Annotated in this window: 23 protein-coding genes and 1 pseudogene; 14 read left to right on the forward strand and 10 right to left on the reverse strand. The window is 59.7% G+C overall.

Annotated features, from left to right (window positions below; genetic code table 11):
* Window positions 1-92 precede the first annotated feature (92 nt).
* The 4 genes from AC07XF_RS07390 to rfbB form a co-directional block, all read right to left on the reverse strand.
* Entirely contained in the window at window positions 93-260 is a 168-nt protein-coding gene (locus tag AC07XF_RS07390; RefSeq protein ID WP_079246726.1) for a DUF2897 family protein, read from the reverse strand.
* Window positions 261-530: 270 nt separating this feature from the next.
* A complete protein-coding gene (gene rfbD / locus AC07XF_RS07395) occupies window positions 531-1,400 on the reverse strand; it encodes a dTDP-4-dehydrorhamnose reductase (RefSeq protein WP_495025990.1) in 870 nt (289 codons plus the stop codon).
* A 49-nt stretch (window positions 1,401-1,449) separates the two neighbouring features.
* Complete coding sequence (rfbA, locus tag AC07XF_RS07400) at window positions 1,450-2,322, reverse strand: glucose-1-phosphate thymidylyltransferase RfbA (RefSeq protein ID WP_495025991.1); 873 nt, start codon at window positions 2,320-2,322, stop codon at window positions 1,450-1,452.
* Window positions 2,319-3,401 (reverse strand): dTDP-glucose 4,6-dehydratase, encoded by a 1,083-nt coding sequence (gene rfbB, locus AC07XF_RS07405; protein WP_495025992.1) that lies wholly within the window; start codon window positions 3,399-3,401, stop codon window positions 2,319-2,321. The genes rfbA and rfbB overlap by 4 nt, the downstream gene beginning before the upstream one ends.
* 343 nt (window positions 3,402-3,744) lie before the next feature.
* Between rfbB and kdpF the strand changes: the two genes are divergently transcribed.
* From kdpF to AC07XF_RS07435, 6 genes are all read left to right on the forward strand, one after another.
* Window positions 3,745-3,834, forward strand: coding sequence for a K(+)-transporting ATPase subunit F (gene kdpF / locus AC07XF_RS07410; protein WP_007899818.1), 90 nt, complete (start codon window positions 3,745-3,747; stop codon window positions 3,832-3,834).
* A gap of 8 nt (window positions 3,835-3,842) precedes the next feature.
* A complete protein-coding gene (gene kdpA / locus AC07XF_RS07415) occupies window positions 3,843-5,546 on the forward strand; it encodes a potassium-transporting ATPase subunit KdpA (protein ID WP_495025993.1) in 1,704 nt (567 codons plus the stop codon).
* 18 nt (window positions 5,547-5,564) lie between these two features.
* Window positions 5,565-7,631, forward strand: coding sequence for a potassium-transporting ATPase subunit KdpB (gene kdpB, locus AC07XF_RS07420; RefSeq protein WP_495025994.1), 2,067 nt, complete (start codon window positions 5,565-5,567; stop codon window positions 7,629-7,631).
* Between the two features lie 186 nt (window positions 7,632-7,817).
* A complete protein-coding gene (kdpC, locus tag AC07XF_RS07425; RefSeq protein WP_495025995.1) occupies window positions 7,818-8,363 on the forward strand; it encodes a potassium-transporting ATPase subunit KdpC in 546 nt (181 codons plus the stop codon).
* Between the two features lie 159 nt (window positions 8,364-8,522).
* Window positions 8,523-11,174: a DUF4118 domain-containing protein gene (locus AC07XF_RS07430; RefSeq protein WP_495025996.1), complete on the forward strand. Its 2,652-nt coding sequence runs from the start codon at window positions 8,523-8,525 to the stop codon at window positions 11,172-11,174.
* Between the two features lie 48 nt (window positions 11,175-11,222).
* A complete protein-coding gene (locus tag AC07XF_RS07435; protein ID WP_495025997.1) occupies window positions 11,223-11,912 on the forward strand; it encodes a response regulator in 690 nt (229 codons plus the stop codon).
* Between the two features lie 122 nt (window positions 11,913-12,034).
* Here AC07XF_RS07435 and AC07XF_RS07440 read toward each other — a convergent pair whose 3' ends face one another.
* Complete coding sequence (locus AC07XF_RS07440; protein WP_442098021.1) at window positions 12,035-13,072, reverse strand: patatin-like phospholipase family protein; 1,038 nt, start codon at window positions 13,070-13,072, stop codon at window positions 12,035-12,037.
* Window positions 13,073-13,293: 221 nt separating this feature from the next.
* Between AC07XF_RS07440 and AC07XF_RS07445 the strand changes: the two genes are divergently transcribed.
* The 3 genes from AC07XF_RS07445 (at window position 13,294) to AC07XF_RS07455 (ending at window position 15,491) form a co-directional block, all read left to right on the forward strand.
* Window positions 13,294-13,572, forward strand: a complete 279-nt coding sequence (locus AC07XF_RS07445; protein ID WP_008000319.1) for a hypothetical protein — start codon at window positions 13,294-13,296, stop codon at window positions 13,570-13,572.
* 130 nt (window positions 13,573-13,702) lie between these two features.
* On the forward strand, window positions 13,703-14,461 hold the full coding sequence (locus AC07XF_RS07450) for a CHAD domain-containing protein (RefSeq protein WP_495025998.1): 759 nt from the start codon (window positions 13,703-13,705) through the stop codon (window positions 14,459-14,461).
* A 232-nt stretch (window positions 14,462-14,693) separates the two neighbouring features.
* Window positions 14,694-15,491, forward strand: coding sequence for an acyl-CoA thioesterase (locus tag AC07XF_RS07455; RefSeq protein ID WP_495025999.1), 798 nt, complete (start codon window positions 14,694-14,696; stop codon window positions 15,489-15,491).
* On the opposite strand, the gene AC07XF_RS07460 is transcribed toward AC07XF_RS07455, so the two are convergent.
* The 3 genes from AC07XF_RS07460 to AC07XF_RS07470 all read right to left on the reverse strand — a co-directional run bounded on the left by AC07XF_RS07460 (window position 15,492) and on the right by AC07XF_RS07470 (window position 18,540).
* Window positions 15,492-15,857, reverse strand: coding sequence for a DUF962 domain-containing protein (locus AC07XF_RS07460; RefSeq protein ID WP_495026000.1), 366 nt, complete (start codon window positions 15,855-15,857; stop codon window positions 15,492-15,494).
* A gap of 203 nt (window positions 15,858-16,060) precedes the next feature.
* Entirely contained in the window at window positions 16,061-17,542 is a 1,482-nt protein-coding gene (locus tag AC07XF_RS07465; protein ID WP_495026001.1) for a methyl-accepting chemotaxis protein, read from the reverse strand.
* A gap of 188 nt (window positions 17,543-17,730) precedes the next feature.
* A complete protein-coding gene (locus AC07XF_RS07470; protein WP_495026002.1) occupies window positions 17,731-18,540 on the reverse strand; it encodes a TatD family hydrolase in 810 nt (269 codons plus the stop codon).
* A gap of 237 nt (window positions 18,541-18,777) precedes the next feature.
* Between AC07XF_RS07470 and AC07XF_RS07475 the strand changes: the two genes are divergently transcribed.
* From AC07XF_RS07475 to AC07XF_RS07485, 3 genes are all read left to right on the forward strand, one after another.
* A complete protein-coding gene (locus AC07XF_RS07475) occupies window positions 18,778-20,199 on the forward strand; it encodes an MltF family protein (protein ID WP_495026003.1) in 1,422 nt (473 codons plus the stop codon).
* Between the two features lie 103 nt (window positions 20,200-20,302).
* Window positions 20,303-20,737: a DoxX family protein gene (locus tag AC07XF_RS07480; protein ID WP_495026004.1), complete on the forward strand. Its 435-nt coding sequence runs from the start codon at window positions 20,303-20,305 to the stop codon at window positions 20,735-20,737.
* A gap of 247 nt (window positions 20,738-20,984) precedes the next feature.
* On the forward strand, window positions 20,985-21,293 hold the full coding sequence (locus tag AC07XF_RS07485; protein WP_008001428.1) for a hypothetical protein: 309 nt from the start codon (window positions 20,985-20,987) through the stop codon (window positions 21,291-21,293).
* Window positions 21,294-21,304: 11 nt separating this feature from the next.
* Here the strand turns inward: AC07XF_RS07485 and AC07XF_RS07490 are convergent.
* Window positions 21,305-21,488 (reverse strand): annotated as a pseudogene (locus AC07XF_RS07490) (hypothetical protein); the annotation flags it as partial.
* A 290-nt stretch (window positions 21,489-21,778) separates the two neighbouring features.
* Here AC07XF_RS07490 and AC07XF_RS07495 point away from each other — a divergent pair.
* Window positions 21,779-22,477 (forward strand): response regulator, encoded by a 699-nt coding sequence (locus AC07XF_RS07495; protein ID WP_495026005.1) that lies wholly within the window; start codon window positions 21,779-21,781, stop codon window positions 22,475-22,477.
* On the opposite strand, the gene AC07XF_RS07500 is transcribed toward AC07XF_RS07495, so the two are convergent.
* Entirely contained in the window at window positions 22,478-23,965 is a 1,488-nt protein-coding gene (locus AC07XF_RS07500; protein WP_495026006.1) for a sensor histidine kinase, read from the reverse strand.
* A gap of 579 nt (window positions 23,966-24,544) precedes the next feature.
* On the opposite strand from AC07XF_RS07500, the gene greB reads away from it, so the two are divergent.
* Window positions 24,545-25,018, forward strand: a complete 474-nt coding sequence (gene greB, locus AC07XF_RS07505; protein WP_495026029.1) for a transcription elongation factor GreB — start codon at window positions 24,545-24,547, stop codon at window positions 25,016-25,018.
* The last annotated feature ends 66 nt before the right edge of the window (window positions 25,019-25,084 follow it).

Raw genomic sequence — 25,084 nt, forward strand, 5'->3', positions numbered from 1 at the left:
ACATGCAGATGCTTCGATATGGGCACAAAACAGCATGGTTTCAGGAGTATTCACGCAAAAACAAACCCCGCCGTTCAAGGCGGGGTTTTCAGTCAGCGGTCCTGCGCTTCCTTGGCGTCCATTTCCGCATTGCGTTCGGCGACGCGCTTACGTTGCTCTTCGGTCAGTTCGACCTTGTTGGCGGTGTCGCGCAGCATCATCAGACCACCAACGATCGAGCCGATGGCAACGACCAGAATCAACCAGGCATACCAGGGCATAGGACTCTCCTTGAAGGCAGGCGGGTCGGCGAGGGTTCGCCAACCGATCGTGCATACCACTTTGAGTGATGGGGTTTCATCGCAGTTCCATCGCTATCACCCCCATTCTATGCCTGTTGTTCAAGGTTCACTCGAACGCATTCAATGTCCGGTCAATATCGCATTCGCCGGTGCGTCGGCGCGCAATTGCGCGCTGAGCATGAAGTACGCGAAACCGGCCGCGATGCAGGCGCCGGCTGCCTCAATGCAGGTGCGGGCAGCGGTTGATGCTCAGGTTTGTTTGCTAAGGCACTCGCGCAGCGCCGTTTGCCAGTCAGGTTGACTGACGCCCCAATCGCGCTGCAAGCGACCACAATCCAGGCGCGAGTTGAGCGGCCGGGCTGCGGGTGTCGGGTAGTCGCTGGACGGGATCGGTAACAGGTCGGCGCAATGCTTGCCCTGTTGTCGCAACGCTTCGCCGATCGCCTGGGCGAAGCCGAACCAGGAGGTTTCACCTTGAGCGGTCAGGTGATAAGTACCCCATTTAGCAACTTCGTTCGCCTGCCAGCGTTCGATCAGGGCAAGGGTGCTATCAGCGATTGTACCGGCCCATGTTGGTGCTCCGATTTGATCGGCGACTACACGTAACTCCGGTTTCTCTTGCAGCAAACGCTGCATGGTCAGCAGAAAGTTGCGGCCATGGGTTGAATAGACCCAACTGGTACGCAGGATCAGATGTTTACCTTGCACATCCCTGATGGCCTGTTCACCGGCCAGCTTGCTCTTGCCGTACACCCCGAGCGGATTTGGCGCGTCGTCCTCGGTGTAAGGTCCGGCCTTCATCCCGTCGAATACATAGTCTGTTGAGTAATGTATCAACGGAATATCAAGAGCCAGCGCTTCTTCGGCAAGGATGCCGGGAGCTACCGCGTTGATGGCAAAGGCGGTTTGCGGCTCGCTTTCTGCCAGATCAACCGCTGTATGGGCTGCCGCGTTGATGATCAGATCGGGCCGGACGTTTTGCACCTGACGGCGAATCTGATCGGGTTGCGCGAGATCGAGCTGATCGCGACCCAATACGATCAGCTCGCCGACAGCACCCAGCCGCTGTTGCAGCTCGTGTGAGACCTGACCATGCCGGCCATTGATGAGTACTTTCATGGAAACAGTCCAGTCTCGTCACGGGGCAAATCGGACTCACACAGACCCATTACTCTTCCCCGGCCAATTTGGCCAGGTACTGGCCATAGCCCGTCTTGCCGAAGTATCGGGCGCGCTCCAGCAACTGTTCGCGGTTGATCCAGCCATTTTCATAGGCTATCTCTTCCAGGCACGCCACTTTCAAACCCTGGCGGTGTTCGATGGTTTGCACGTATTGAGAGGCTTCGAGCAAGCTATCGTGGGTGCCGGTGTCGAGCCAGGCGAAACCTCGACCAAAGCGTTCGACTTGCAGATCGCCACGTTGCAGATAGGCATTGTTGACGTCGGTGATTTCCAGCTCGCCGCGAGGCGAAGGTTTTACCGCCTTGGCAATCTCGATCACATCGTTGTCGTAGAAATACAGGCCGGTAACGGCATAACTGGATTTCGGCTTTTTCGGTTTTTCTTCGATCGAAAGCGCACGGCCATCGCGGTCGAAATCGATGACACCGAAGCGCTCGGGGTCTTTGACCCAGTAACCGAACACGGTGGCGCCGGAGGAGCGTTTTGCCGCGTTCTGCAATTGTTCGCCAAAGTGCTGGCCATGGAAGATGTTGTCGCCCAGGATCAGGCACACAGGGTCATCGCCAATGAACTCTTCGCCAATCAGAAAAGCCTGGGCCAGACCGTCCGGTGATGGTTGCTCGGCAAAGCTGAAATTCACCCCGAACTGGCTGCCGTCACCCAGCAGATTGCGATACTGAGGCAGATCCTGCGGGGTGGAGATCAGCAGAATATCCTTGATACCGGCCAGCATCAGCACCGAGATCGGATAGTAGATCATGGGCTTGTCGTAGACCGGCAACAGCTGTTTCGATACACCGAGCGTAATGGGATGCAGGCGTGTGCCAGAGCCACCCGCCAAAACGATACCTTTCATCATGCGAGCAACTCCTTGGAATTGATGGCGCCAAGGCGTTCGCCCTGATAGCTGCCATCTTGAACACGGCGGCACCACTCCATGTTGTCCAGGTACCATTGAACGGTTTTGCGCAAACCGGTTTCGAACGTTTCTTCGGGCACCCAGCCCAGTTCGCGTTCAATCTTGCTGGCGTCGATTGCGTAGCGTAAGTCATGACCAGGACGATCCTGGACGAACGTGATCAGGTCGGCATAATGCGCAACGCCCTCAGGCTTGTGCGGTGCCAGTTCTTCAAGCAGGGCACAGATGCCACGCACCACGTCGATGTTCTTTTGTTCGTTGTGCCCGCCGATGTTGTAAGTCTCGCCGACGGTGCCGGTGGTCACCACTTTGAGCAGTGCCCGGGCATGATCTTCGACGAACAGCCAATCGCGAACTTGCAGGCCATTGCCATACACGGGCAGAGGCTTGCCGGCCAAGGCATTGAGGATGACCAGCGGAATCAGTTTCTCGGGGAAGTGGAACGGCCCGTAATTGTTCGAGCAATTGGTCAGCAGCACCGGCAGGCCATAGGTGCGTTGCCAGGCGCGGACCAGGTGGTCGGACGCCGCCTTGCTGGCGGAGTAGGGCGAGCTCGGCGCGTAGGGCGTCGTTTCCGTAAACAGATCATCGACACCGTGCAGGTCGCCGTAAACCTCGTCTGTGGAAATGTGATGAAAGCGGAAGGTGCTTTTCTCAGGCTCCGGGAGGGCTTGCCAATAGGCGCGGGTGGCTTCGAGCAGGCTGTAGGTGCCAACGATGTTGGTCTGAATGAATTCCGATGGCCCGTCGATGGAGCGATCGACGTGGGACTCCGCTGCCAGGTGCATGATCGCGTGAGGCTGGAAACGTGCCAGTACTGCTCTGACGGTCGCCTGATCAACAATATCGGCCTGAACAAACTCGTAGCGAGTGTCGTTGGCAATGCTGGTCAGCGACTCGAGATTGCCGGCATAAGTCAATTTGTCCAGGTTGAGCACATCATGCTCAGTGTGTTGAATCAGCTCGCGAACAAGGGCCGAGCCTATGAAACCGGCTCCGCCGGTAATAAGGATACGCATGTTGGGCCAGCCTTCTCAGTAATGCGGATAGCAGTAGCTTGCAGGCGCGAACGAGGAGGCGCAAGAATTCTTGACCCCATTCAGTTGCGTCGCGCCAATTAGGCTGGATTATCCATGACTTGCAGCCGTCAATCACTACTCTCGCGCACAATTTAGAGTTCTACGTACGACACTCCCGGTGTTTTCCGCACCGGAGCTCCTCCCGGCACCCTGTAACCCCCGCATAAACCCACTCTTTACGCTTTCTTTATGCCCCGCGCGCACCCTCGATCTCGTTCCTTTACAGCCTCTTTTCCGACAATGACTCCACACGCGGCAATACGCCGTAACACGGAGAACTTCCATGAGCGTTCTGGACGGGGTGTCGCTGCTGCTGGCAGTGGGACTGTTCATCTATCTGTTGGTTGCACTGTTGCGCGCGGACCGGAACTAGGAGCGGCTATGCACAGTTATGACTATTGGCTGATCCTCGGTTTTTTCGCCCTGGTATTGGTCCCGGCGCCGTTTCTGGGGCGCTTCTACTACAAAGTAATGGAAGGCCAGCGCACGTGGCTGACGCCGGTCCTCGGGCCGGTCGAGCGTGGCTGTTACCGGCTGGCCGGGGTTGACCCGCAAGCCGAACAGAGTTGGCAGAAATACGCCTTGGCCTTGCTTGCCTTCAACCTCGCGGGCTTTTTGCTGTTGTTCGCCATCCTGTTGTTCCAGGACCACCTGCCGCTGAACCCGCAGAACCTGCCGGGTCAGGAGTGGACGCTGGCGTTCAACACCGCCGTCAGCTTCATGACCAACACCAACTGGCAGGCTTACAGCGGTGAAGCGTCCCTGAGCTATTTGAGCCAGATGGTCGGCCTCACCGTGCAGAACTTCGTCAGCGCCGCCACCGGCCTGGCGGTATTGGTCGCGTTGTGCCGTGGTATCGGTCGCAAGTCGACAAAAAACCTCGGTAACTTCTGGGTCGACTTGACCCGCGCCACCCTCTACGGCCTGCTGCCATTGTGCCTTCTGCTGGCGCTGTACCTGGTCTGGCAGGGCGTGCCGCAAACCTTCGCGCAGTATGTGAATGCGGTGACGCTGCAGGGGGTTGATCAAGTGATCCCGCTCGGTCCGGCCGCCAGCCAGATTGCGATCAAGCAACTGGGCACCAACGGTGGCGGTTTCTTCGGCGTGAACTCGGCGCATCCGTTCGAGAACCCGACAGCCTGGGCCAATCTGTTTGAACTGGCTTCGATCATCCTCATCCCCGTGGCGCTGGTGTTCACCTTCGGTCACTACGTGAAGGACCAGCGTCAGAGCCGGGCCATCGTCGCCTGCATGTTCGCGTTGTTCCTGATCGGCGGCGCGACTTCGCTGTGGGCTGAGTACCAACCGAACCCGGCCTTGAACAACGTCGCTGTCGAACAGGCCGCGCCGCTGGAAGGCAAGGAAGCGCGGTTTGGCACCACCGCCACGGTGTTGTGGTCGGTGACTACCACCGCGGCGTCCAACGGTTCGGTCAACGCCATGCACGACAGCCTCAACCCGCTGAGCGGCATGGTGGCGCTGGTCAACATGATGGTTGGCGAAGTGATCTTCGGTGGCGTTGGCGCCGGGCTCTACGGCATGTTGCTCAACGTGTTGATCGCGGTGTTCCTCGCCGGTCTGATGATCGGCCGCACCCCGGAATACCTCGGCAAGAAACTGCAAGCCAAGGAAGTGCAATTGCTGGTGGTGACCCTGATGGTCATGCCGATTGGCGTGCTGGTGCTCGGTGCGATTGCCGCCAGCCTGCCAGGTCCGGTGGCAGCCGTGAGCAACCCTGGCGCCCACGGTTTCAGTCAGCTGCTCTACGCCTACACCTCGGCCAGTGCCAACAACGGTTCTGCGTTCGGTGGCTTCAGCGCCAACACCCCGTTCCACAACCTGATGCTGGGCCTGGGCATGTTGATCGGTCGCTTCGGCTACATCCTCCCGGTTCTGGCCCTGGCCGGCAGCCTGGCGATGAAGAAAACCGCACCGATCGGGCAGAACAGCTTCCCGACCCACGGCCCGCTGTTCGTGACCCTGCTGACCGTGACCATTTTGCTGGTGGGCGGCCTGACCTTCCTGCCGACCCTGGCACTGGGCCCAATTGCTGAACACCTGAGTATGGCTGCTCTTCTGAAATAGGGAGCTAAGGAATCCATCATGAATATGCATGTTCCAGCTTCAAAACCTGCATCACCGACCAAGTCGGCCGAAGCCCCAAAAACCGCGATCTCGGCCCTCTGGCGTCCGGCGCTGCTGCAAGCCTTCGTCAAGCTCGACCCACGGCAATTGCAACGTGCGCCGGTGATGCTGGTAGTCGAACTGACCGCGATCCTCACCACCGTACTTTGCTTCGTGCCAGACACGGCGGTGCCGACTTTCGTTGCCGCGCAAATCGCTGTGTGGCTGTGGTTCACCGTACTGTTCGCCAACTTCGCCGAAGCTTTGGCCGAAGGCCGCGGCAAGGCCCGCGCCGACAGCCTCAAGGCCGGTAGCGAAGGTCTGAGCGCCCGGCGCAAAACCAGCAATGGCACGTTCCAGGTGGTGCCGGCCGCCAGCCTGCGCAAAGGGGACGTGGTGCGTGTCGAAGCGGGGGAGATGATTCCCGGTGACGGCGAGGTGATTGAAGGTATCGCGGCGGTCAACGAAGCGGCGATTACCGGTGAATCGGCACCCGTGATTCGCGAGTCCGGTGGCGACCGCTCGGCCGTTACCGGCAACACCCGACTGGTGTCCGACTGGCTGCTGGTGAAGATCACCGCCAACCCCGGCGAGTCGACCCTGGACCGCATGATCGCCCTGGTCGAAGGCGCCAAGCGCCAGAAAACTCCGAACGAAGTAGCGCTCGACATCCTGCTGATCGGCCTGACTCTGATCTTCCTGCTGGTGGTCGTCACCCTGCAACCGTTCGCCCACTTCGCCAATGGCAATCTGCCGCTGGTGTTCCTGGTGGCGCTGTTGGTCACGTTGATTCCGACCACCATCGGCGGTTTGCTGTCGGCCATTGGTATCGCCGGGATGGATCGACTGGTACGCCTGAACGTGATCGCCAAGTCTGGTCGTGCGGTGGAAGCGGCGGGGGACGTGCATGTCCTGCTGCTGGACAAGACCGGCACCATCACCTTCGGTAACCGTCGTTGCTCGGCGGTGTATGCCGCGCCTGGCGTGACAGCCAGGGAACTGGCCGAAGGCGCATTGCTGGCTTCACTGGCCGACGACACAGCGGAAGGCAAATCGATCGTCGAGTACCTGCGCGGCACTCATCCGCAACCGGAGCCGTCCGCTGACATGCTGACAGCCGTGCCATTCAGTGCCGAAACCCGCTTGTCCGGTGTCGACTATCAAGGGCGCGTGTACCGCAAAGGCGCGGTGGATTCGTTGCTGGCGTTCGTGGGCCTCAAGCGTGCCGATCTGGCGGCACCGTTGTCCCGTGAAATCGACAAGATCGCCCAAAGCGGCGGCACCCCGTTGCTGGTGTGTGCCGACGGTAAACTGCTCGGCGCGATCCATCTCAAGGACGTGGTCAAGCCCGGCATCCGCGAGCGTTTCGCCGAACTGCGCAAGCTGGGGATTCGCACTGTCATGGTCACCGGCGACAACCCGTTGACCGCCGCCGCCATCGCTGCTGAAGCGGGTGTGGACGATGTGCTGGCCGAAGCCACGCCGGAGAAAAAACTGGCGCGCATTCGTCACGAGCAAAACGACGGTCGTCTGGTCGCCATGTGCGGCGACGGCGCCAACGACGCCCCGGCCCTGGCCCAGGCGGACGTCGGCATGGCAATGAACGACGGCACGCAAGCGGCACGTGAAGCGGCCAACATGGTCGACCTCGACAGCGACCCGACCAAGTTGCTGGACGTGGTGCAGATCGGCAAGGAATTGCTGGTCACCCGCGGTGCGCTGACGACTTTTTCCATCGCCAACGACGTGGCCAAGTACTTCGCGATTCTGCCGGCGTTGTTCGCCGCGATCTACCCGCAACTGGGCGTGCTCAACGTGATGCACCTGAGCAGTCCGCAGAGCGCGATTCTGTCGGCGATCGTGTTCAACGCCCTGATCATCGTGGTGTTGATTCCACTGGCGCTGCGCGGTGTGCGGGTGCAAGCGGCGAGTGCGGCGGCGTTGCTGCGGCGCAATCTGTTGATCTACGGCCTGGGCGGGATTCTGGTGCCGTTCGTGGGCATCAAGGCGATCGACATGCTGTTGACGGCGTTGCATTTGGTTTGACCCATGGCGAGCGCTTCGCGCTCGATCGCCAGCAAGCCGGCTCCTACAGGTCTCGCGAACGACACCCCCCTGTAGGAGCTAGCTCGCTAGCGATGGACGTTAACGATAACGCGTTCTGTCTGGATAAACGCGGCGCTCTCCGGTTCTTCGCGAGCAAGCTCGCTCCTACAATTCGAGGATTTTGAAATGTCCACATTGATACGCCCGGCCCTGAGCCTGCTAGTTCTGATGACGCTGATTACCGGCGTCGCTTATCCACTGGTGGTCACCGGCGTGGCCCAGGTGGCTTTCCCGGATCAGGCCAACGGCAGCCTGGTGCGTGATGCCGAGGGCAAGGTCCGCGGTTCCTCGCTGATCGCCCAGGATTTCGTCGGTGACGCCTGGTTCCACCCGCGCCCTTCGGCCGGTGCCTTTGCCACCGTGTCGAGCAGTGCCAGCAACCTGTCGCCCAGCAACCCGGCCCTGGCCACGCGGGTGATCGACGATGCCGGTAAACTGCTGGTGCCAGGCCAGGGGCCGGTGCCATTGGCGCTGGTCACTACGTCCGGCAGCGGTCTCGATCCGCACTTGCCACCGGCCGCGATTGCCTATCAACTGGCGCGTGTCGCGACGGCGCGCAACCTGCCGGTAGCGACCCTGCAGCAACTGCTGGACGCCCACATCGAGCAGCCACTGGTAGGCCCGCCGGTGGTGAATGTGCTTGAGTTGAACCTGGCGCTGGAAAAACTGTAAATCCGTGGTGGAGCCATTCGCGAGCAAGCCCGCTCCCACACTGGATAGGTGTCGTACACACAACTTGTGGCCACTGAAGATCTAATGTGGGAGCGGGCTTGCTCGCGAAGGCGGTAGAACGGTCACCCATTCCCTTCAAGAAAAAAGAGAGCTTCAAGCATGAGCAACTCCGGCCGCGCCGACGCGCTGTTAGCAGACCTGCCCCGCGATGGCCGTGGACGGCTCAAGGTATTTCTCGGCGCCGCGCCGGGTGTCGGCAAGACCTACACCATGTTGCAGGCGGCCCACACCCAGTTACGCCAAGGGGTGAAAATCATCGCCGGCGTCGTCGAGACCCACGGCAGGGCCGAAACCGAAGCACTGCTCAGCGGTTTGCCGCAGCAGCCGTTGGTGCGTTCCGAGTACCGTGGCGTGTTGCTCGAAGAAATGGACCTCGACGGTCTGATCAAAGCCAAACCGAAACTGGTGCTGGTCGACGAGCTGGCGCACACCAACGCCCCGGGCAGCCGTCACGAAAAACGCTGGCAAGATATTCAGGAACTGCTTGCCGCCGGCATTGATGTGTACACCACGGTCAACGTCCAGCACCTGGAAAGCCTCAACGACCAGGTGCGCGGCATCACCGGCGTGCAGGTCCGCGAAACCCTGCCGGACTGGGTGTTACAGGAAGCCTATGAACTGCTGCTGATCGACTTGCCGCCACGGGAGCTGCTGGAGCGCCTGCGCGATGGCAAGGTTTATGTGCCGGAGCAGGCGCGGGCGGCCATCGACGCGTTCTTTTCCCAAACCAACCTGACGGCCCTGCGCGAACTGGCGATGCAAACCGCGGCGGCTCAGGTCGATAACGATCTGGCTCAGGGCTATCGCCAACTCGGTCAAGCGGCGCCAGCCGTGCGCGGGCGTTTGCTGGTGGGGGTCGACGGTGATGCCCAGGCCGAGCGCCTGGTGCGGCATGCCAGTCGCGTGGCCCAGCGACGGCACCTGCCCTGGAGCCTGGTGCACGTGGACAACGGCCGCGTGCGTGACGAGCAGTCGCGCCTGCGCCTGCAAAGTGCCCAGCAACTGGCTGAACGGCTGGGGGGCGAAGTGGTGTTGCTACGGGCCGGTGAAGTGGCGAAAACTCTGATCCAGCATGCTGCCGAACGTCGCGCCAGCCTGGTGCTGGTCGGTCAATCCCGGCCGCGCTTGCGCCGACGTCTGTTCGGTGGCGGGCTGGCGGCGCGACTGCTGCGCAATGCTCGCGGACTGGAAATCAACGTTCTCGATAGCGATCACGAACAGCATCAACCCCATCAGCGGTCGATGCAGTCGCTGGTCTGGTTCGACTACGCGCTGGCCGTGTTCGCGACGGTTCTGGCCAGTGCCCTGGCCTGGGCCGTGGCGAGCGTTCTGCCACTGCCAAATATTTCCCTGGTGTTCCTTGCCGCCGTTTTGCTGGTGGCGGTACGCAGCAGTCTCGGGCCGGCTCTGGCCTGTGCGGCGCTGTCGTTTCTGACCTATGACTTTCTGTTCATTCCACCGAACTTCTCTTTCAGCATCCAGCGCGAAGAAGACGTGCTGACCTTGCTGTTCTTCCTGCTGATGGCAGCCCTCACTGGCAACCTCGCGGCGCGCCAGCGCAGGCAATTGCAGGCACTGCGCGATACCCAGGAAGAGACCACCGAATTGCTCGACCTGTCACGCAAACTCACCGCCGCCACCGACCGTCAGGCCGTGGTCAGCGCGGCTGCCCAACACCTCAACGGTTGGAGTGATGTACAACTGTGCCTGCTCAATCGCGACGGGCAAAACGGCTGGAAAGTCGAAACCGGCGGCCCGCTGGAGTTCACCGAAGCCGAACGCGCCGCCGCCGATTGGGCCTGGCAGCACGATCAACCGGCGGGTGCGGGCACCGGCACCTTGCCGTTCGGCCGCTGGTGGTGGTGGCCGTTATCGGTGGAGGACGGCCCGCTGGCGTTGCTCGGCGTATGCGCCAAGGAGGGCCAGATCCTGAGCGGCCAGCGCCGGCGCTTGTTGACCGCGCTGAGCCAGCCGCTGGCCCAGGCGCTGGCCCGGGCGCAACTGGCCGATGATCTGGAAGCGGCGCGGCTGCACGGCGAAACCGAGCAACTGCGCAGTGCCTTGCTGGCTTCGGTATCCCACGATTTGCGCACACCGCTGACGTCCATGCGCGGCAGTATCGACAGCCTGTTGGCCCTGGGTGAAGCGATCCCGCTGGAGGATCGGCGTGAGCTGCTCGAAGGCACCCGCGATGAAGCCGAGCGCCTCGACCGCTATATCCAAAACCTGCTCGACATGACCCGGCTCGGCCACGGTGCCCTGAAGCTGGCGCGGGACTGGGTGTCGCCGGCGGACATCGTCGGCAGCGCGCTCAACCGCCTGCGGGCAGTCCTTGCGTCGTTGCAGGTCAGCACCGACGTGCCGGCCGAACTACCGCTGCTGTACGTGCATGCCGCACTGATCGAACAGGCACTGATCAACGTGCTGGAAAACGCCGCGCGGTTTTCGCCGCCACACGGGCGTTTGCAATTGCGCTCCGGGGCTGATGACGGTGAGTTGTTTTTTTCGGTCAGCGATGAGGGACCGGGGATTCCGGAGGCGGAGCGGGCGAAGATTTTCGACATGTTCTACACCGCGGCGCGAGGTGATCGTGGCGGGCAGGGCACCGGGTTGGGGCTGGCGATTTGTCAGGGCATGGTCGGTGCCCATGGCGGGCGCATCAGCGTCGCCGACGGCATCGAAGGGCGTGGCACCTGCATTTCCTTGCATCTGCCGCTACAGGCTCAGCCGGGATACGAAGGTGAAGCCTGATCGTGCTTGCGCTACTCTCTTGCCACTTCTATGTGTTGATGTGAATTCATGAGCCAGACCGCGACCATTTTGGTCATCGATGACGAACCGCAGATCCGCAAATTCCTGCGCATCAGCCTCGCGTCCCAGGGCTATAAAGTGCTGGAGGCCGGTACCGGCAGCGAAGGATTGGCACAAGCCGCGCTGAACAAACCGGACTTGCTGGTGCTCGACCTCGGCCTGCCGGACATGGACGGCCAACAGGTATTGCGCGATTTTCGCGAGTGGTCGACGGTGCCGGTGCTGGTGCTCTCCGTGCGCGCCGGTGAAGGGCAGAAAGTCGAGGCCCTGGATGGCGGCGCCAATGACTACGTGACCAAGCCGTTCGGCATTCAGGAATTCCTGGCACGGGTTCGTGCGTTGTTGCGCCAGGCGCCTGCAGGCGAGGTCCAACAAGCGGCGCTGACCTTCGGTCCGTTGACTGTCGACCTGGCGTATCGCCGGGTACTGCTCGACGGTGCCGAAGTCGCGCTGACTCGCAAGGAATACGCCGTGCTGGCGCAACTGGCGCGGCACCCCGGGCGGGTGATCACCCAGCAGCAATTGCTCAAGGACATCTGGGGACCGACTCACACCGAAGACACCCACTACCTGCGCATCGTGGTCGGGCACTTGCGCCAGAAACTGGCGGATGACCCGACCCAGCCACGGTTCATCGTTACCGAGGCGGGGGTGGGGTATCGGTTGTTGAGTGAATAGTTTTGAAATTTTGTGGTGACTGATCTGGCGCTTTCGCGGGCAAGCCCGCTCCCACAGGGTCATTGTGGGAGCGGGCTTGCTCGCGAAGAGGGCATTACATTCAATCGAGAGTTTTCAGACGTTCAGTTCTGCTCATTCTCATACCGATCCAGCGTATCCCGCGCAATCTCCCGTCCCAGCGCGATCAGCTCGGGCGCCTTGTAGAACTCGAAAAACCGGCACACACGCTTGGGCACGTTGATCAGGATGTCCGGTGGATACCCGGCAATCTTGTACTGCGCCAGCGACGTCTGCATCACCTCGAAACTCTGGTTGATCAAATCCAGCAAGGACGCCGGCCCGACGTTGTCGATGATGAACGAACCGGTTGCGGAGCGGGGTGCACCACTGGTTTGCGGAGCGGCCGCCGGTTGCTGCGCTTCGGGCTCGGCGGATTCGATCCACGGGTTGAAGTCCGCACCTTCGGCCTTCAAGGCTTCCTGTTCCAGGACCAACAATTGTTCGGCCTGTTTGCGCCGGAACGGCAACTTCGAGCCAACGGAATTGATCAGGCTGTCAAAGCGGGTCTTGAAGGCAGCGGGGCGCTGGATGACCGGCAATTGATAGTGGCGCTGGTTGGTGGAGTTGAGGTTGACCGCGATGATCAAGTCGCAGTGGCTCGACACTACGGGCACGATCGGTAGCGGGTTGAGAATGCCGCCATCCACCAGCATGCGGTTGCCCTGCATCACCGGAGTGAACAGGCTGGGAATCGCTGCCGAGGCGCGCATGGCCTGATGCAGGCAACCTTCCTGGAACCAGATTTCCTGCTGGTTGGTCAGGTCGGTGGCAACCGCGGTGTAGGGGATACGCAAGTCTTCGATGTTGACCTCGCCGACGATCTTGCGGATCTGCCCGAACACTTTCTCGCCACGAATTGCCCCCAGACGAAAACTGACGTCCACCAGACGCAACACGTCGAGATAATCCAGGCTCTCGATCCAGTCGCGGTAATCGTTGAGTTTGCCGGCGGCATAGATCCCGCCCACCACCGCGCCCATGGAGCAACCGGCGATGCAGGCAATGTCATAGCCGCGCCGTTCGATCTCTTCAATGACCCCAATATGCGCATAACCCCGGGCTCCACCCGAGCCCAATACCAGTGCGACACGCTTTTTCATGGATCGCCCTCGATTGAATGGTTCAACAATGCACCCATCGAGGGGCATGCTTCAATCGCCATGGTCGTTCGATGGGGCAAGAACGTCGTATTTTCGACACTCCATGGCGGCACATGGTTATCCTCGGCAGCGCTATAGTTTGCACAACGGACCAACGGCACTTTTCAGGTGCCACACCGTCTTACCTGCACGACTGTTGACCTATATTTGAGGAGTGAGTGATGAAAGCCTGGATTTGCGTGCCATTGATTGCCCTGGCGCTCGCCGGTTGTGCCGGCAAAACCGCTTATCGCGACAGTTGCGGTAGTAACCTGGATGCCGCGTGGCATGAGCTGGACCTGGCCAAGGCCGAAGGTTTCGCCGGGACCGTCAGCTACTCCAAGGCCTTGTCGCTGTTGACCGCGGCCAAGACCCAGCAGCAATTCGAGGGGTTCGAAGGGTGTACCACCAAAGCCGAGAAGGCCCGCTTCTATATTCGTGAGTCGCGCGCGGGGCGTTAAAAACACTGCTAGTCCTGTAGGAGCCGGCTTGCCGGCGAACGGCCCTTGAACATTACCGCGACCTGATGTCGCCATCGCTGGCAAGCCAGCTCCTACAGATGTATGGCGCTGATTACGGAGTAACCCCCCCATGATCGATCGGTTGGTGGCTCATGTCCTGGGCCTGGAAGTTCGTCTGCTGGCCTGTCAGGCCCGCTTGAAAGAGCGTACTGACCCAGAAGCGTTACACGATCTGCGCACAACCATGCGTCGCTTACGCAGCCTGTTGCGCCCCTTGCGCGGGCTGCCCGGTGTCGAACAGCTGGAAGCGGCCGCCTCCCGGGTGGGCGGTCTGACCACGCCACTACGTGATCGCGAAGTACTGGCGGCGTACCTGCTCCAGCACCATCAACCGCAAGCTGCACAGTGGCGCATGGCGCAAATGGCCGAGGCCTATCCGGCCGTGGCGGCCAGTCCCGAGCTCGCGCAAATGCTGATCGTCCTTGATGCGTTTCCGCGTTTTCTACGCGCTGCCCAGCGCCAGGGACTGCTCAAGGGCCTGCGCAAGCGCATCGAAAAGCGCCTGGGCAAGCAGTGGAAAAAACTCGACGAAGCATTGCACGACCCGACCCACGACCGTCACCGGTTGCGCCTGCTGATCAAGCGCGTGCGCTATGGTATCGACGCTTACCCCGAGCTGGACCGTTTGCCGAAAGCGGCCATGCCCCGATTGAAATCGGCCCAGGGTGCGCTGGGTGACTGGCACGATTGCGTGCAATGGCTGGTCATGGCTGAACAAGAAGCGGATTTGTTGCCCTGTGTTGCGGTTTGGAAGGCCAACATGGCCGAGGCTGAACAGCGTGCGGACCGCGTGCTGGAAAAACTCAGTCGCGATTGCTTCAAATCCTGAGACCACCATCGAACAAATGTGGGAGCGGGCTTGCTCGCGAAGACGGTTTGTCAGTCACCATCAATGTCAGGGCTGATGGCCTCTTCGCGAGCAAGCCCGCCCCCACAGTGTTTTATGTTCGACATGGAACCTGCACGGCTCATCTGTCAGTCAATTTGGCCGGAATGGGCGCTGTATAGCCTTCGCTGGCTGGTTAAGATCCCCTCATCTTTTTCCGATCCCTGAGGTTTTCATGCGTTTTTCCGAATTGCTCGACGCTGTCCGTAGCCAGCCGCTGGAGCTGTCTATCCCGGCCTCCTGGGCACAGGGGCGGGCCAGTTTCGGTGGCCTGGTGGCCGCTTTGCAGTACGAAGCCATGCGTGCCCGGGTTCCGATGGATCGTCCGGTGCGCTCGTTGGCAATCACCTTTGTCGGCCCGGTTGAACCCGAGGTTCCGGTCAGTTTTGAGGTCGACGTGCTGCGCGAAGGCAAGGCCGTCAGCCAAGTGTTGGGCCGGGTGATGCAAAAGGGTCAGGTGGTGACGTTGATCCAGGGCAGCTTTGGTGCCTCGCGCCCCTCGGAAGTGGCGGTGGCTGCTGAACCGGCACCGGAAATGAAGCACTGGGACGAGTGTCAGGAATTGCCTTTTGTCGAAGGCGTCCTCCCGGAGTTCATGCGGCATCTGGCGATGCGCTGGAGCGTCGGCGGGCTGCCGTTCAGCGGTAGTACATCCCGGCAAATGGGCGGTTGGGTACGCTTGCGCGGCGACGTGAAAGAAGAGGCCATCAGCGAGGCGCATATTCTGGCGCTGGTGGACGCCTGGCCACCGGCCCTGATGCCGTTTTTGAAGAAACCGGCGATGGGCAGCACGCTGACCTGGACCATCGAGTTCGTGCAACCGCTGCTGCAACTGAGCACCCTGGACTGGTGCAAATACCTCGTCGAAACCGAGCACGCCGCCGACGGCTACGGGCATGCCGCCGCGAAACTGTGGAGCGCGGATGGCCGGTTGATCGCCATGAGCCGGCAGACGGTGACGGTGTTCGCCTGATCAGTGACGGCGGTGGCGCTCACGCCAGGCGCGCCACCAGCCACCGCTGAGGAAAAACCGCGGAAACGTCAGGAACTGCTCGACCAACAGGCGCGATATTGCATCCTTACGGTCACTGAATGGCTCGGCGGCTTGCGTCTCCATGCTGTGGCCGTGGCGTTGCAGGGCCAGCGCCGCAATCACTCCGATCACGCCAATGGCGACGTTCGCCAGGCTCAGGCTGAATACCCCGGACACGATCAACAGAAACGCCACGATGAACAGCGGCACCGCGATCAGGTGCAGCACCAGATTGGTCGGGTGCTGATGATTGTTCGGGTACGCTCGCCATTGCCAGGCGGGAAGGTTGGGGTGACGTTTGCCCATGATGCTGATCCTCGATCCATGTTGAACACATATGGTGAAGAATAGGCTCGGTCAATGCTGGCGGCGAATCAAGGCTGGCTATTGGCTTGATAGGCGTCATGGTCTGGATTGATGTTGCCGGTTCCGGCCTCTTCGCGAGCAAGCCCGCTCCCACAGGGGAATGCATTTCAACTGTGGGAGCGGGCTTGCCCGCGAAGAGGCCCTCAAAGTTTCAGCTGACCTATCGCCTTGCTCAACTCCCCGGCCAATGCCGCCAACTCATTGCTGGTAATCGCCGAAGTCACCGTCTGCTGCACCGTATTCTCGGTCACGTCACGGATGCTCACCACCGCCCGGTTCATCTCTTCCGCCACCTGACTCTGCTGCTCGGCCGCCACCGCGATCTGCGTGTTGCTTTCACGCATCTGCGCCACCGCGCCGGTGATCTCGGCCAGTGCCGAACCGGCCTCCTGGGCCTGTTGCACGCAATCGTCGGCCTTGAACGAGCTCTCTTGCATGAAGTCCACGGCGTCCCGCGTGCCAGCCTGCAACGCCGACACCATGAGGGTGATTTCATCGGTGGAGGCCTGCACGCGTTTGGCAAGGTTGCGCACTTCATCGGCGACCACCGCGAAACCGCGACCCATCTCGCCGGCCCGTGCCGCTTCGATGGCGGCGTTCAGCGCCAACAGGTTGGTCTGCTCGGCGATGCTGTGAATCACGTTGACTACGCCGTTGATCTTCTGGCTGTCCTCGGCCAGGCGCTGAATCATCTCGGCGGTCTGCTGGACGCCGGTGGACAGTCCGGCAATCGACCTCTGCACCCGCGTCACGACCTCCTGGCCGCTGCCGGCCAGGGTATCGGCCGATTGCGAAAGATCACGGGTGGCGCCCGCGTGTTGGGCGATGTGATAGACCGTGGCCGTCATTTCATTGATTGCCGTGGCGACCTGATCGGTTTCGCTTTGCTGGCCCAGCATGCCGTGACGCACTTCATTCATGCTGGCCGCCAGCCGCGCGGCGCCGACGTCCAGTTGCCGGGCGGTGCTGGCGACAGTGTTGACCACCCGTTGATAACCGGCCTGCATGGCGTTGAAGGCGTTGGCCATTTGCCCGACTTCGTCGCTGCAAGCCAATGGCACACGGGCTGACAGGTCGCCGGTTTTCTCCACGTGCAACATGACGTCTTTCAAGGTGTTGAGCTGACTGAGCAGGAAGCGGATCAATAGCTGCGATGCACCGAGCATTGCCAGCATCAGGATGAATACGGCCGCCGCGTAATTGGCAAAACGTTCGCTGAACACCTGGCTCAGGCTCGGACCATGGGCAATCACGGCGACCTGCTGGCCACCGGTGCGGGTAAACACTTCGGCGCCGATCAACGGGTTGTCACCAAACAGCGGCATTGCGTTGATTTCGACCCAGCCGTTGGCATTGACCAGCTCCTGCACGGGGTGTCCATCGAGCGTGGGTGCCTGCCCGCGACTGAACGCCAGCAGGTTGTCGGCGTGGGGCAGTGGTTGCCCTGCGGGCCAGGCTTCGAGCAATCGCGCTTGGGCCTGGGCCGAAGCCCGGGCGGACTGACTGCGAGCCTGCTGTTCGAGCTGCACCGCGTATAGCACCAACAACAGGGTGGTGACGAAAGCGACGGCGTTGACCGCCCAGAATTTGTATTTCAGCGAGATATTGCTAAGCCAGGCACCCATGGAGGTCTTCTCTGATAGCGGAAACAGTTTTGGCAAGGTGCCAGTATTGTGCCGCCATGCAGAATTCGGATTTTGATACAGGTCAATGTGGGAGCGGGCTTGCTCGCGAAGGCGGTGTATCAGTCGACTGCAATGTTGAATGATAGACAGCCTTCGCGAGCAAGCTCGCTCCTACAGGGGTTCTGTGTTTACTGTGGGATGGAGGGCAACGCGAAGAACGCCCGTGCGCACGCTGTAGTGTGCGCCGCCAGATCTTCCTGGCTTTCGCTGCGATGCAGTGCCACCTCGCGCAATACTTCGGTCAGGTACGCCGGCTCGTTACGCCCGTTTTTCGGTTTGGGGCGCAGGCTGCGCGGCAGCAGGTACGGCGCATCGCTCTCGAGCATCAGGCGCCCGCGCTTGATCTCCTTGACCAGCGGATGCAAATGCGTGCCCCGGCGCTCGTCGCAGATCCAGCCGGTAATGCCGATGTGCAAATCCAGGTCGAGGTAGCCGAACAGTGCCTTCTGCTCTCCGGTGAAACAGTGCACCACGGCGGCCGGCAGTTGATCGCGGAAGTCGCGCAGGATCTCCAGCAAACGTTGGCTGGCGTCGCGTTCATGCAGAAAAACCGGCAACTGCAATTCAACGGCCATTGCCAGATGTTCTTCGAGGACCTTCTCCTGCTGCGGACGCGGCGAGAAATCACGGTTGAAATCCAGCCCGCATTCGCCCACGGCCACCACATTCGGCTCCTTGAGCAAGCTGCGCAAACGTCGGGCACTGTCGGCGTTCCAGTCGCTGGCGCAGTGAGGGTGAATACCGGCGGTGGCAAACAGACGCTGATGGCTTTCGTCCAGTTGTTGGCATAGCTCAAGGGCCTGTTCACTGCCCTCGACACTGGTGCCGGTCAGCACCAGTTGGCATACGCCGGCCGCGTAGGCGCGGTCGAGTACGGCCTGGTGTTTGTCGGCAAAACTGTGGTTGGTCAGGTTGACGCCGATATCGATGAGTTGCATGGTGCTACCTCGGCCCAAAGGCCGGAAAGCATATCAGAGCCGTGGATTTATAAGAAAAGCCAAGAACTACAACGGGTTAACGCTGTCTCTTGAGCCGCAGACCAAGCCGGGTTGGTAGTTTTGCCATCATTGTGCCAGTCTTTCGCACGTTGCCAGCGCCTCGGGCGCTCTGTTTTTGTCGCCGTGCTTGATGTCATTCGTCATTGAAGCGGGCCTCATATTCTTTCCGGAGAGTGGATGATTCGTCCCTCGGTTTTGCTACTGCTGTGCTGTTCGCTGCTACTGCCGATGTCGGCGGCCGCGCGTCTGCCCGGGCCACTGCAAGCCGTACCGGCCAGCGAGGTGCGCGACCTTGCGCAAATCCGCAGCAGTCGTGTGCTGCGGGTGTTGGTCAACCAGAGCCGCAACAGTTCCGGCGAAGTCCAGGGACAGGCGATCGGGGTCGAATACCATCGCCTGAGAGCTTTCGAGCAATACCTCAACGGCCACGCCCGTGACGGTCAGGAAATCACCCTCAAGATCATTCCCAAGGCCAAGGATCAACTGCTCGGTGCATTGCAGCGCGGGGAGGGCGATCTGGTGGCGCCCGGAGAGTTGCTCGATCTGCAAGCGGGTTTCGCCGTCAGCACCAGTGAGCCGATTGCCAGCAACATCCCATTGGTCCTGGTGGGCATCAAAGGTGAACGTCGCTACACCCGGCTTGAACAGCTTTCCGGCAAGACCCTGGCGTTACCCGCCGGCAGCGCCGCCGGGGATGCCGTCAGCCAGATCAATCAAAAGCTCGCCCTGCACAAACTGCCACCGGTCAAAGTCGAATGGGTCGATCCGAGCCTTGCCGTCGAGGACGTATTGGAGATGGTGCAGGGCGGGATCTTCCACCTGACCATCGTCGAGCAGCCGATCGCTGAACGCTGGGGCAAGATCCTGCCCAACCTGCGTTTCGACAAGCAGGTACTCATCAGTGATCCGGGAGACGAATTCTGGTTCGTGCGCCGCGATGCGTCGATGCTGCGAGCCAGCATTGATCGCTTCCTCACCGTCTACAAAAAACCATCGGATCAGGACGTCGCGTTCCTGCGGATCTATCGTCGTCTCTATCAAGTGCACTACCCATTGGCCAAGGCGGACCGGCAGCGCCTGGAAAATCTTCGCCCGGTGCTGCAGAAACACGCCGATGCCCAGGGCATGGACTGGCTGAACCTGGCGGCGCTGGCCTTCAAGGAGTCAGCCCTGCAACCTGCCGCCCGCGGTGGCGGTGGCCCGACCGGTTTGATGCAGATCACGCCTTCTGCGGCGCAGCGGGTGGGGGTCAACAATATTCAGGACGTTGACGGCAATGTGCAGGCCGGGGCCAAGTACCTGGCAATGATCCGACGCAAATTCTTTGCCAGCCCGAAACTCAACGAGCGCGAACGCATGGCCTTCGTGCTGGCGGCCTACAACATCGGGCCGGAGCGAGTTCAGGGCATGCGCGCCGAAGCCCGGCGGCGAGGTTTGAATCCCAACCAGTGGTTCTTCCAGGTCGAACGCGTTGCCATGGAGCAAGTGGGCATGGGCCCCGTCAGCTATGTTAATAGCGTGAACAAGTATTTCTTGGCGTTCGACCGGGAGCGGGAGTCGTTGGAGCCCCAGGGGCAAAAGGTTGCCTCACGAAAATGATCAGATAATCTGATTGTTATGACGGGTTTTTTGCGCTTTTAACATGCGATTTACTGATTAGTATGGCGGCCAACCAACACACACTTATAAGGAATGAAACAGCATGAGCACTCTGATCAACAAGGTACTGTTTACCCGCGCTGGCTACGGCCTGACGGTTCTGCGCATCGTTGTCGGTATTGTCTTCGCCGCTCACGGTTCGCAGAAACTCTTCGGGGCATTCGGTGGCTATGGTCTGGCGGGAACCGCGCAGTACATGGAAAGCCTGGGACTGACTCCGGGCTACCTGATGGCCATGCTGGCGGGCGGCATCGAGTTCTTCGCCGGCCTGGCCTTGATCATCGGCCTGCTGGTTCGCCCGGCCGCACTTGGCCTGATCTTTCTGTCGCTGGTCGCAATTGTCTCGGTGCACATCAGCAACGGACTGTTCATGGCCAACAACGGTTACGAATTCGCCCTGGCCCTGCTCGGTGGCAGTATCGCGGTATTGTTCGAAGGTGCGGGCAAACTCTCGGCGGACCGAGTCATCGCCGGCTGACCGCTCTGGCTCAACGAAAAGGCCCGCATCGTGCGGGCCTTTTTTGTTGAGCGTCATTCTTGACACTGTCCAGTCAGCTTCTCTAGGATGTTGCACATGCGCCGATTTAAACAGCTACTTGCGGGGCGCCAGGTGACTCATTCAGTTGCCGACAGAAGCCGGAACTGGCTTCGAAATACCGCTAAAGCGCTGGTTCGGTGTTGCCTCTCACCTGCCATGCAGACTTTTGAGGCTGAGACACGACACAATGAATGCATTAAACCCCGTTGTACGTCCCGCGCCGATCACGGCACATCTTACCCAGCGCAATCCAAAAATCCTGCTTGGCGGCAAACATCAGCCGACGCTCTTGCGTTATCTCGATGGCTGGCCACGTCGTACCGGCGGTCCCGCTGCCTTCCTGATCCAGTTTGTCGAAGACGGTGAGTCGCTCGCTCGTTTTGCCGACGACAGTTTCGATCTGGCGGTGATTCAATCTCCCAGCCTTGAAGACGCCCCTGAAGTGATCAGGCAACTCACCCGTGTTGCCCGGCAAGGGTTGATTACCCGGCGCTGAGGCCTGGAGCGCCCCCTCAAGTGGCCGCCACGCGGTAAACAGCCCCTTGATTTCAAGGCAACCGTAGACGCCAACAAACAGCGCCAGCATCAGCCATTGCAAAGTGATCGACAATTTCCCGCAACGGTGCGCCTTCGAAACCGTTGCCCAGCAACGTTTTCGTAGGGCCCACGATGCCAATATTCGCCATTTCATGCCAGAGCTGTATGACATGGGCGACTGTTGGTCGGATGAAGGATGGATCCGGGGTTTATGAGGGTGTCTGTTTTTTGACTTTTTTAGCTGCGTTGAAAAACAATGGATTGGAATCTGAAATTTCATATTTTTGTCAAAATGACTGTTTGTTGGCGATCGAATTACATCCGACTTAAGTCTGATTTCCGAACACCTGGAGCCTGCGACATACGACCGGCGACCGGCGACATCCCGGGTTACCTGCTATTAATCAATAAGTGTTCGAGTGCTAATCCTTCCGGGAGCGCGTCATGAGTCCATTCATTCGCATCGGCATTGCCGACGATCATCCGATGTTGCGTGAGGGCGTTGCCAACACGTTGAGAAAGCGGGCGGATCTTCAGGTCGTGGAGCAGGGCGCCAATGCGGAAGATGCCAGGGATATTGCCCAGAGGGTGCGTCCGGACGTGATGTTGATGGACGTCAATATGCCCGGCGATGTTTTCGCCGTGGTGCGGTTCATTTCCACTCAGCTGTCGGATGTAAAGGTGTTGATGCTGACGGTTTCAGAATCCGAAGATGATGCCGTTTTGGCGCTGGAGGCCGGTGCGCGCGGGTATGTATTGAAAGGTGTCAGCGGACCGGAGCTGGTCCTGGCGATCAGGTCGGTTGCCAAGGGGGAGACGTATATCACCCCCGAGTTTGCCAACAAACTGCTGAGGAACAGCAAAAAACGCGAAGCGGAAATTCATAAGTTTGATCTGACCCATCGCGAGGAGGAGGTCATTCGTGAAGTTTCAAATGGGCTGACCAACAGGGAGGTTGCGTTGAAGCTGTTGATCAGCGAAAAAACCGTCAAGCACCACATGGGCTGTGTGATGCAGAAATTGCACGCCCGAAATCGTGTCGAAGCGGTCACGGCTCTACGTCATTACAGGGAGCGCGAAGCTGTCGAGCGACTTCACCTCGGCGCAGGGAAAACACAAATGGATGCCCGCAGCGACTCCTGACTAGAATTTGAACTGTGCATTTACCGATGTACCAGAGGCGCAGGAGTCGATGCTGAACAACCCGCCCAGAGATTCAATGCGATAGCGCAAACCGGCGAGCCCCAATCGGGTTCTGCCAGATGCCTCTTGCAGCATGGCGTCCGCCGCGATGCCCGGACCACTGTCGCTGACGCTGATGTTCAATACTTCATCAATGTATTCCGCCTGGATGACCTGACCTTCGCCGTTGGCATGACGGTAAGCGTTGCTGAGGGCTTCTTGCACAAAACGGTACAAACAGAGCTTGAGCGGCAGTGGCGCGGCCTCCGGTAGCAGCCCCAGCGTTAATTTGACCTTGGTGCCAGTGCGTTGCTCGTGCCGTTGCGCCACTAGTTGCAACTCTTCCACCAGGCTCAAGTCGTTAATTTCCGGAAGTGCCAGACCTCGTGATAAATCGCGGACCTCATGCAATGCGTCGGTGGCGGCACCACGAATGGTTTCCAGCGACTCCTGATCGACAGCGGAGCAGTTTTCGGCCAAGTCGTCGAGCCGGATCAGAATCAAGGTCAGTAACTGCGCCGGCCCATCGTGCAGGTCGGCACCAATGCGCCTCAGGGTGAGTTCATTGATGCGGGAAAACTCTTGGGTCGCCGTCGCTATCTTGCGCTGGAGTTGGGCATTGCTGATGTGCAAACGGGTTTGCTCCTGCAGCCGTAAGCGCAGTGCCACTTGTTGTCGCTGGATAATCTTGTCACCGCGTCGCACGATGAAGAAAAGCAGCGTCAGCATTGCCAGCGTCGCGGCGCCAACGACAATCCACACCTGCTGTCGGACCCGATCGACCTCGCGCTTCAGGCTATCGGCCTTTTCATAAAACTCGCCCACCGCGATGATCTTCCCGGAGCTTGAATCCCGCAGAGGTGCGTAGATCTCATAGAGCGGCAAGTTAAGCTCGCGCTCGAACTCGTTCTCATCCTCGTCCAGGTCTTTAAGGTCGGTGACCACATTGCCCTTGAGTGCCTCGGTGATCTCATCCAATGGGAATTTGCGGTTGGTGATGGCTTTATTCGTGCCGTAGACCACCGTGCCATCCGCTCGCCAGATCTTGATCGAGACAATGTGATGTTTTAGCGAACGACTTTCCGTGAGGCGGTCCAGGGACTGGACACTTGCAGCGGAGAGCTCATTGTTCCGGCTCATCTCCTGCACATAGGGTTCCAGAAACGTATCCATGTACTGAGCGCCTGCTTCTGCTGCGCTGTGTACCGCGGCACTTTCTATTCGTTCGCTCACCAAGTTGCCGACGAAGAACATGGTAAGTCCCAGGATCACCGCGGCGACAATGACAAACTGGGTCGAGCGACTCAGTTCGCGCGCCTGGCCCCTGATCCGTGTATGCCAGATTCCATTGCGAACCACATCGGAAACAGGGGCAGGTTCGACCGAAGCGTCAGTCTCCTGCGCGATAAAAGTCTCGCTTTCTGATTCGACCTTTGCGTCTTTTATCATCGATTTGGTTCCCTGATCATCGTGAACGGTGGGTTGGAATCCCTGCAATTCAACGGAAATCTGGAGATTGGCATGTTGAGCTGAAGCGCTTCACATTCAATCAAAACGATACTGAAGATGGGCAAGCCTATGGGCACCACACCCATGACTGACAGTAGTTCACTGTACAGCGATCCGAAAGCTTCACGGGTGGACTACACACCACGGATGATCAGCCAGACCAGATGCCCATCAGTGCGGTTATACCCATGGCCAGAGCCCCTCAAATTGATGTATTTGATACAGGTACTCCGAGCTATCAATGAGCGAGAGCGATCAAGCTTGTTGCTGGAGGATATTCGGCCCCGCCCATTGCAGATCATTCGAATGGAAGGCAAAACGCCAGAGGGCATCAGGTCGTCGGATTGCCGCGCCCCCGAATGCGCTATCCATTAAAACATTCTGAACGATTCCGGCTGAAGCTATGATACTCGTCGCATTGGAATGCTCGAAGAGATCGCTTTGGCGCCGGGTATGAAACCGGTAATTCGCGACCCCCATCCAGCCTTGCTTGAGATAATCGTTAGTGAGAAACCCGACTTGAGTACCAACATCATCACAAAAGAAGGGCACGAGGCTTTGCGACAAGAGCTCGACTTCCTTTGGCGAGAGAAACGTCCTGACACCACTCGAAAAGTCACGTGGGCCGCCTCGCTGGGCGACCGAAGTGAAAATGCTGACTACCAGTACAACAAGAAGCTGCTTCGAGAGATTGATCGGCGTGTCCGATACCTTCGAAAAAGGCTCGAGGATGTACGGGTTGTCGAGTATTCGCCCGAGCAGGAGGGAAGGGTCTTTTTCGGGGCTTGGGTCGAGATCGAAAACGAGGCGGGTGAAATCAAGAAATTCAGAGTGGTGGGGTACGACGAAATCTACGGCCGTAACGATTACATTTCGATCGATTCGCCGATGGCGCGTGCACTTTTGAAGAAGGAGGTGGGCGACGAGGCCATTGTTCATACCCCGGGCGGAGAAATGTTGTGGTGGATTAACGAAATTTTTTACGAAAAATAGAATGCGTTTCTGAGTATGGCTACTGTTTCCGAGTGCCCGCGCTTCACCCTCGGGGGGATCAGCGCG

The sequence above is a fragment of the Pseudomonas sp. GW821-FHT01C01 genome, assembly GCF_059422645.1.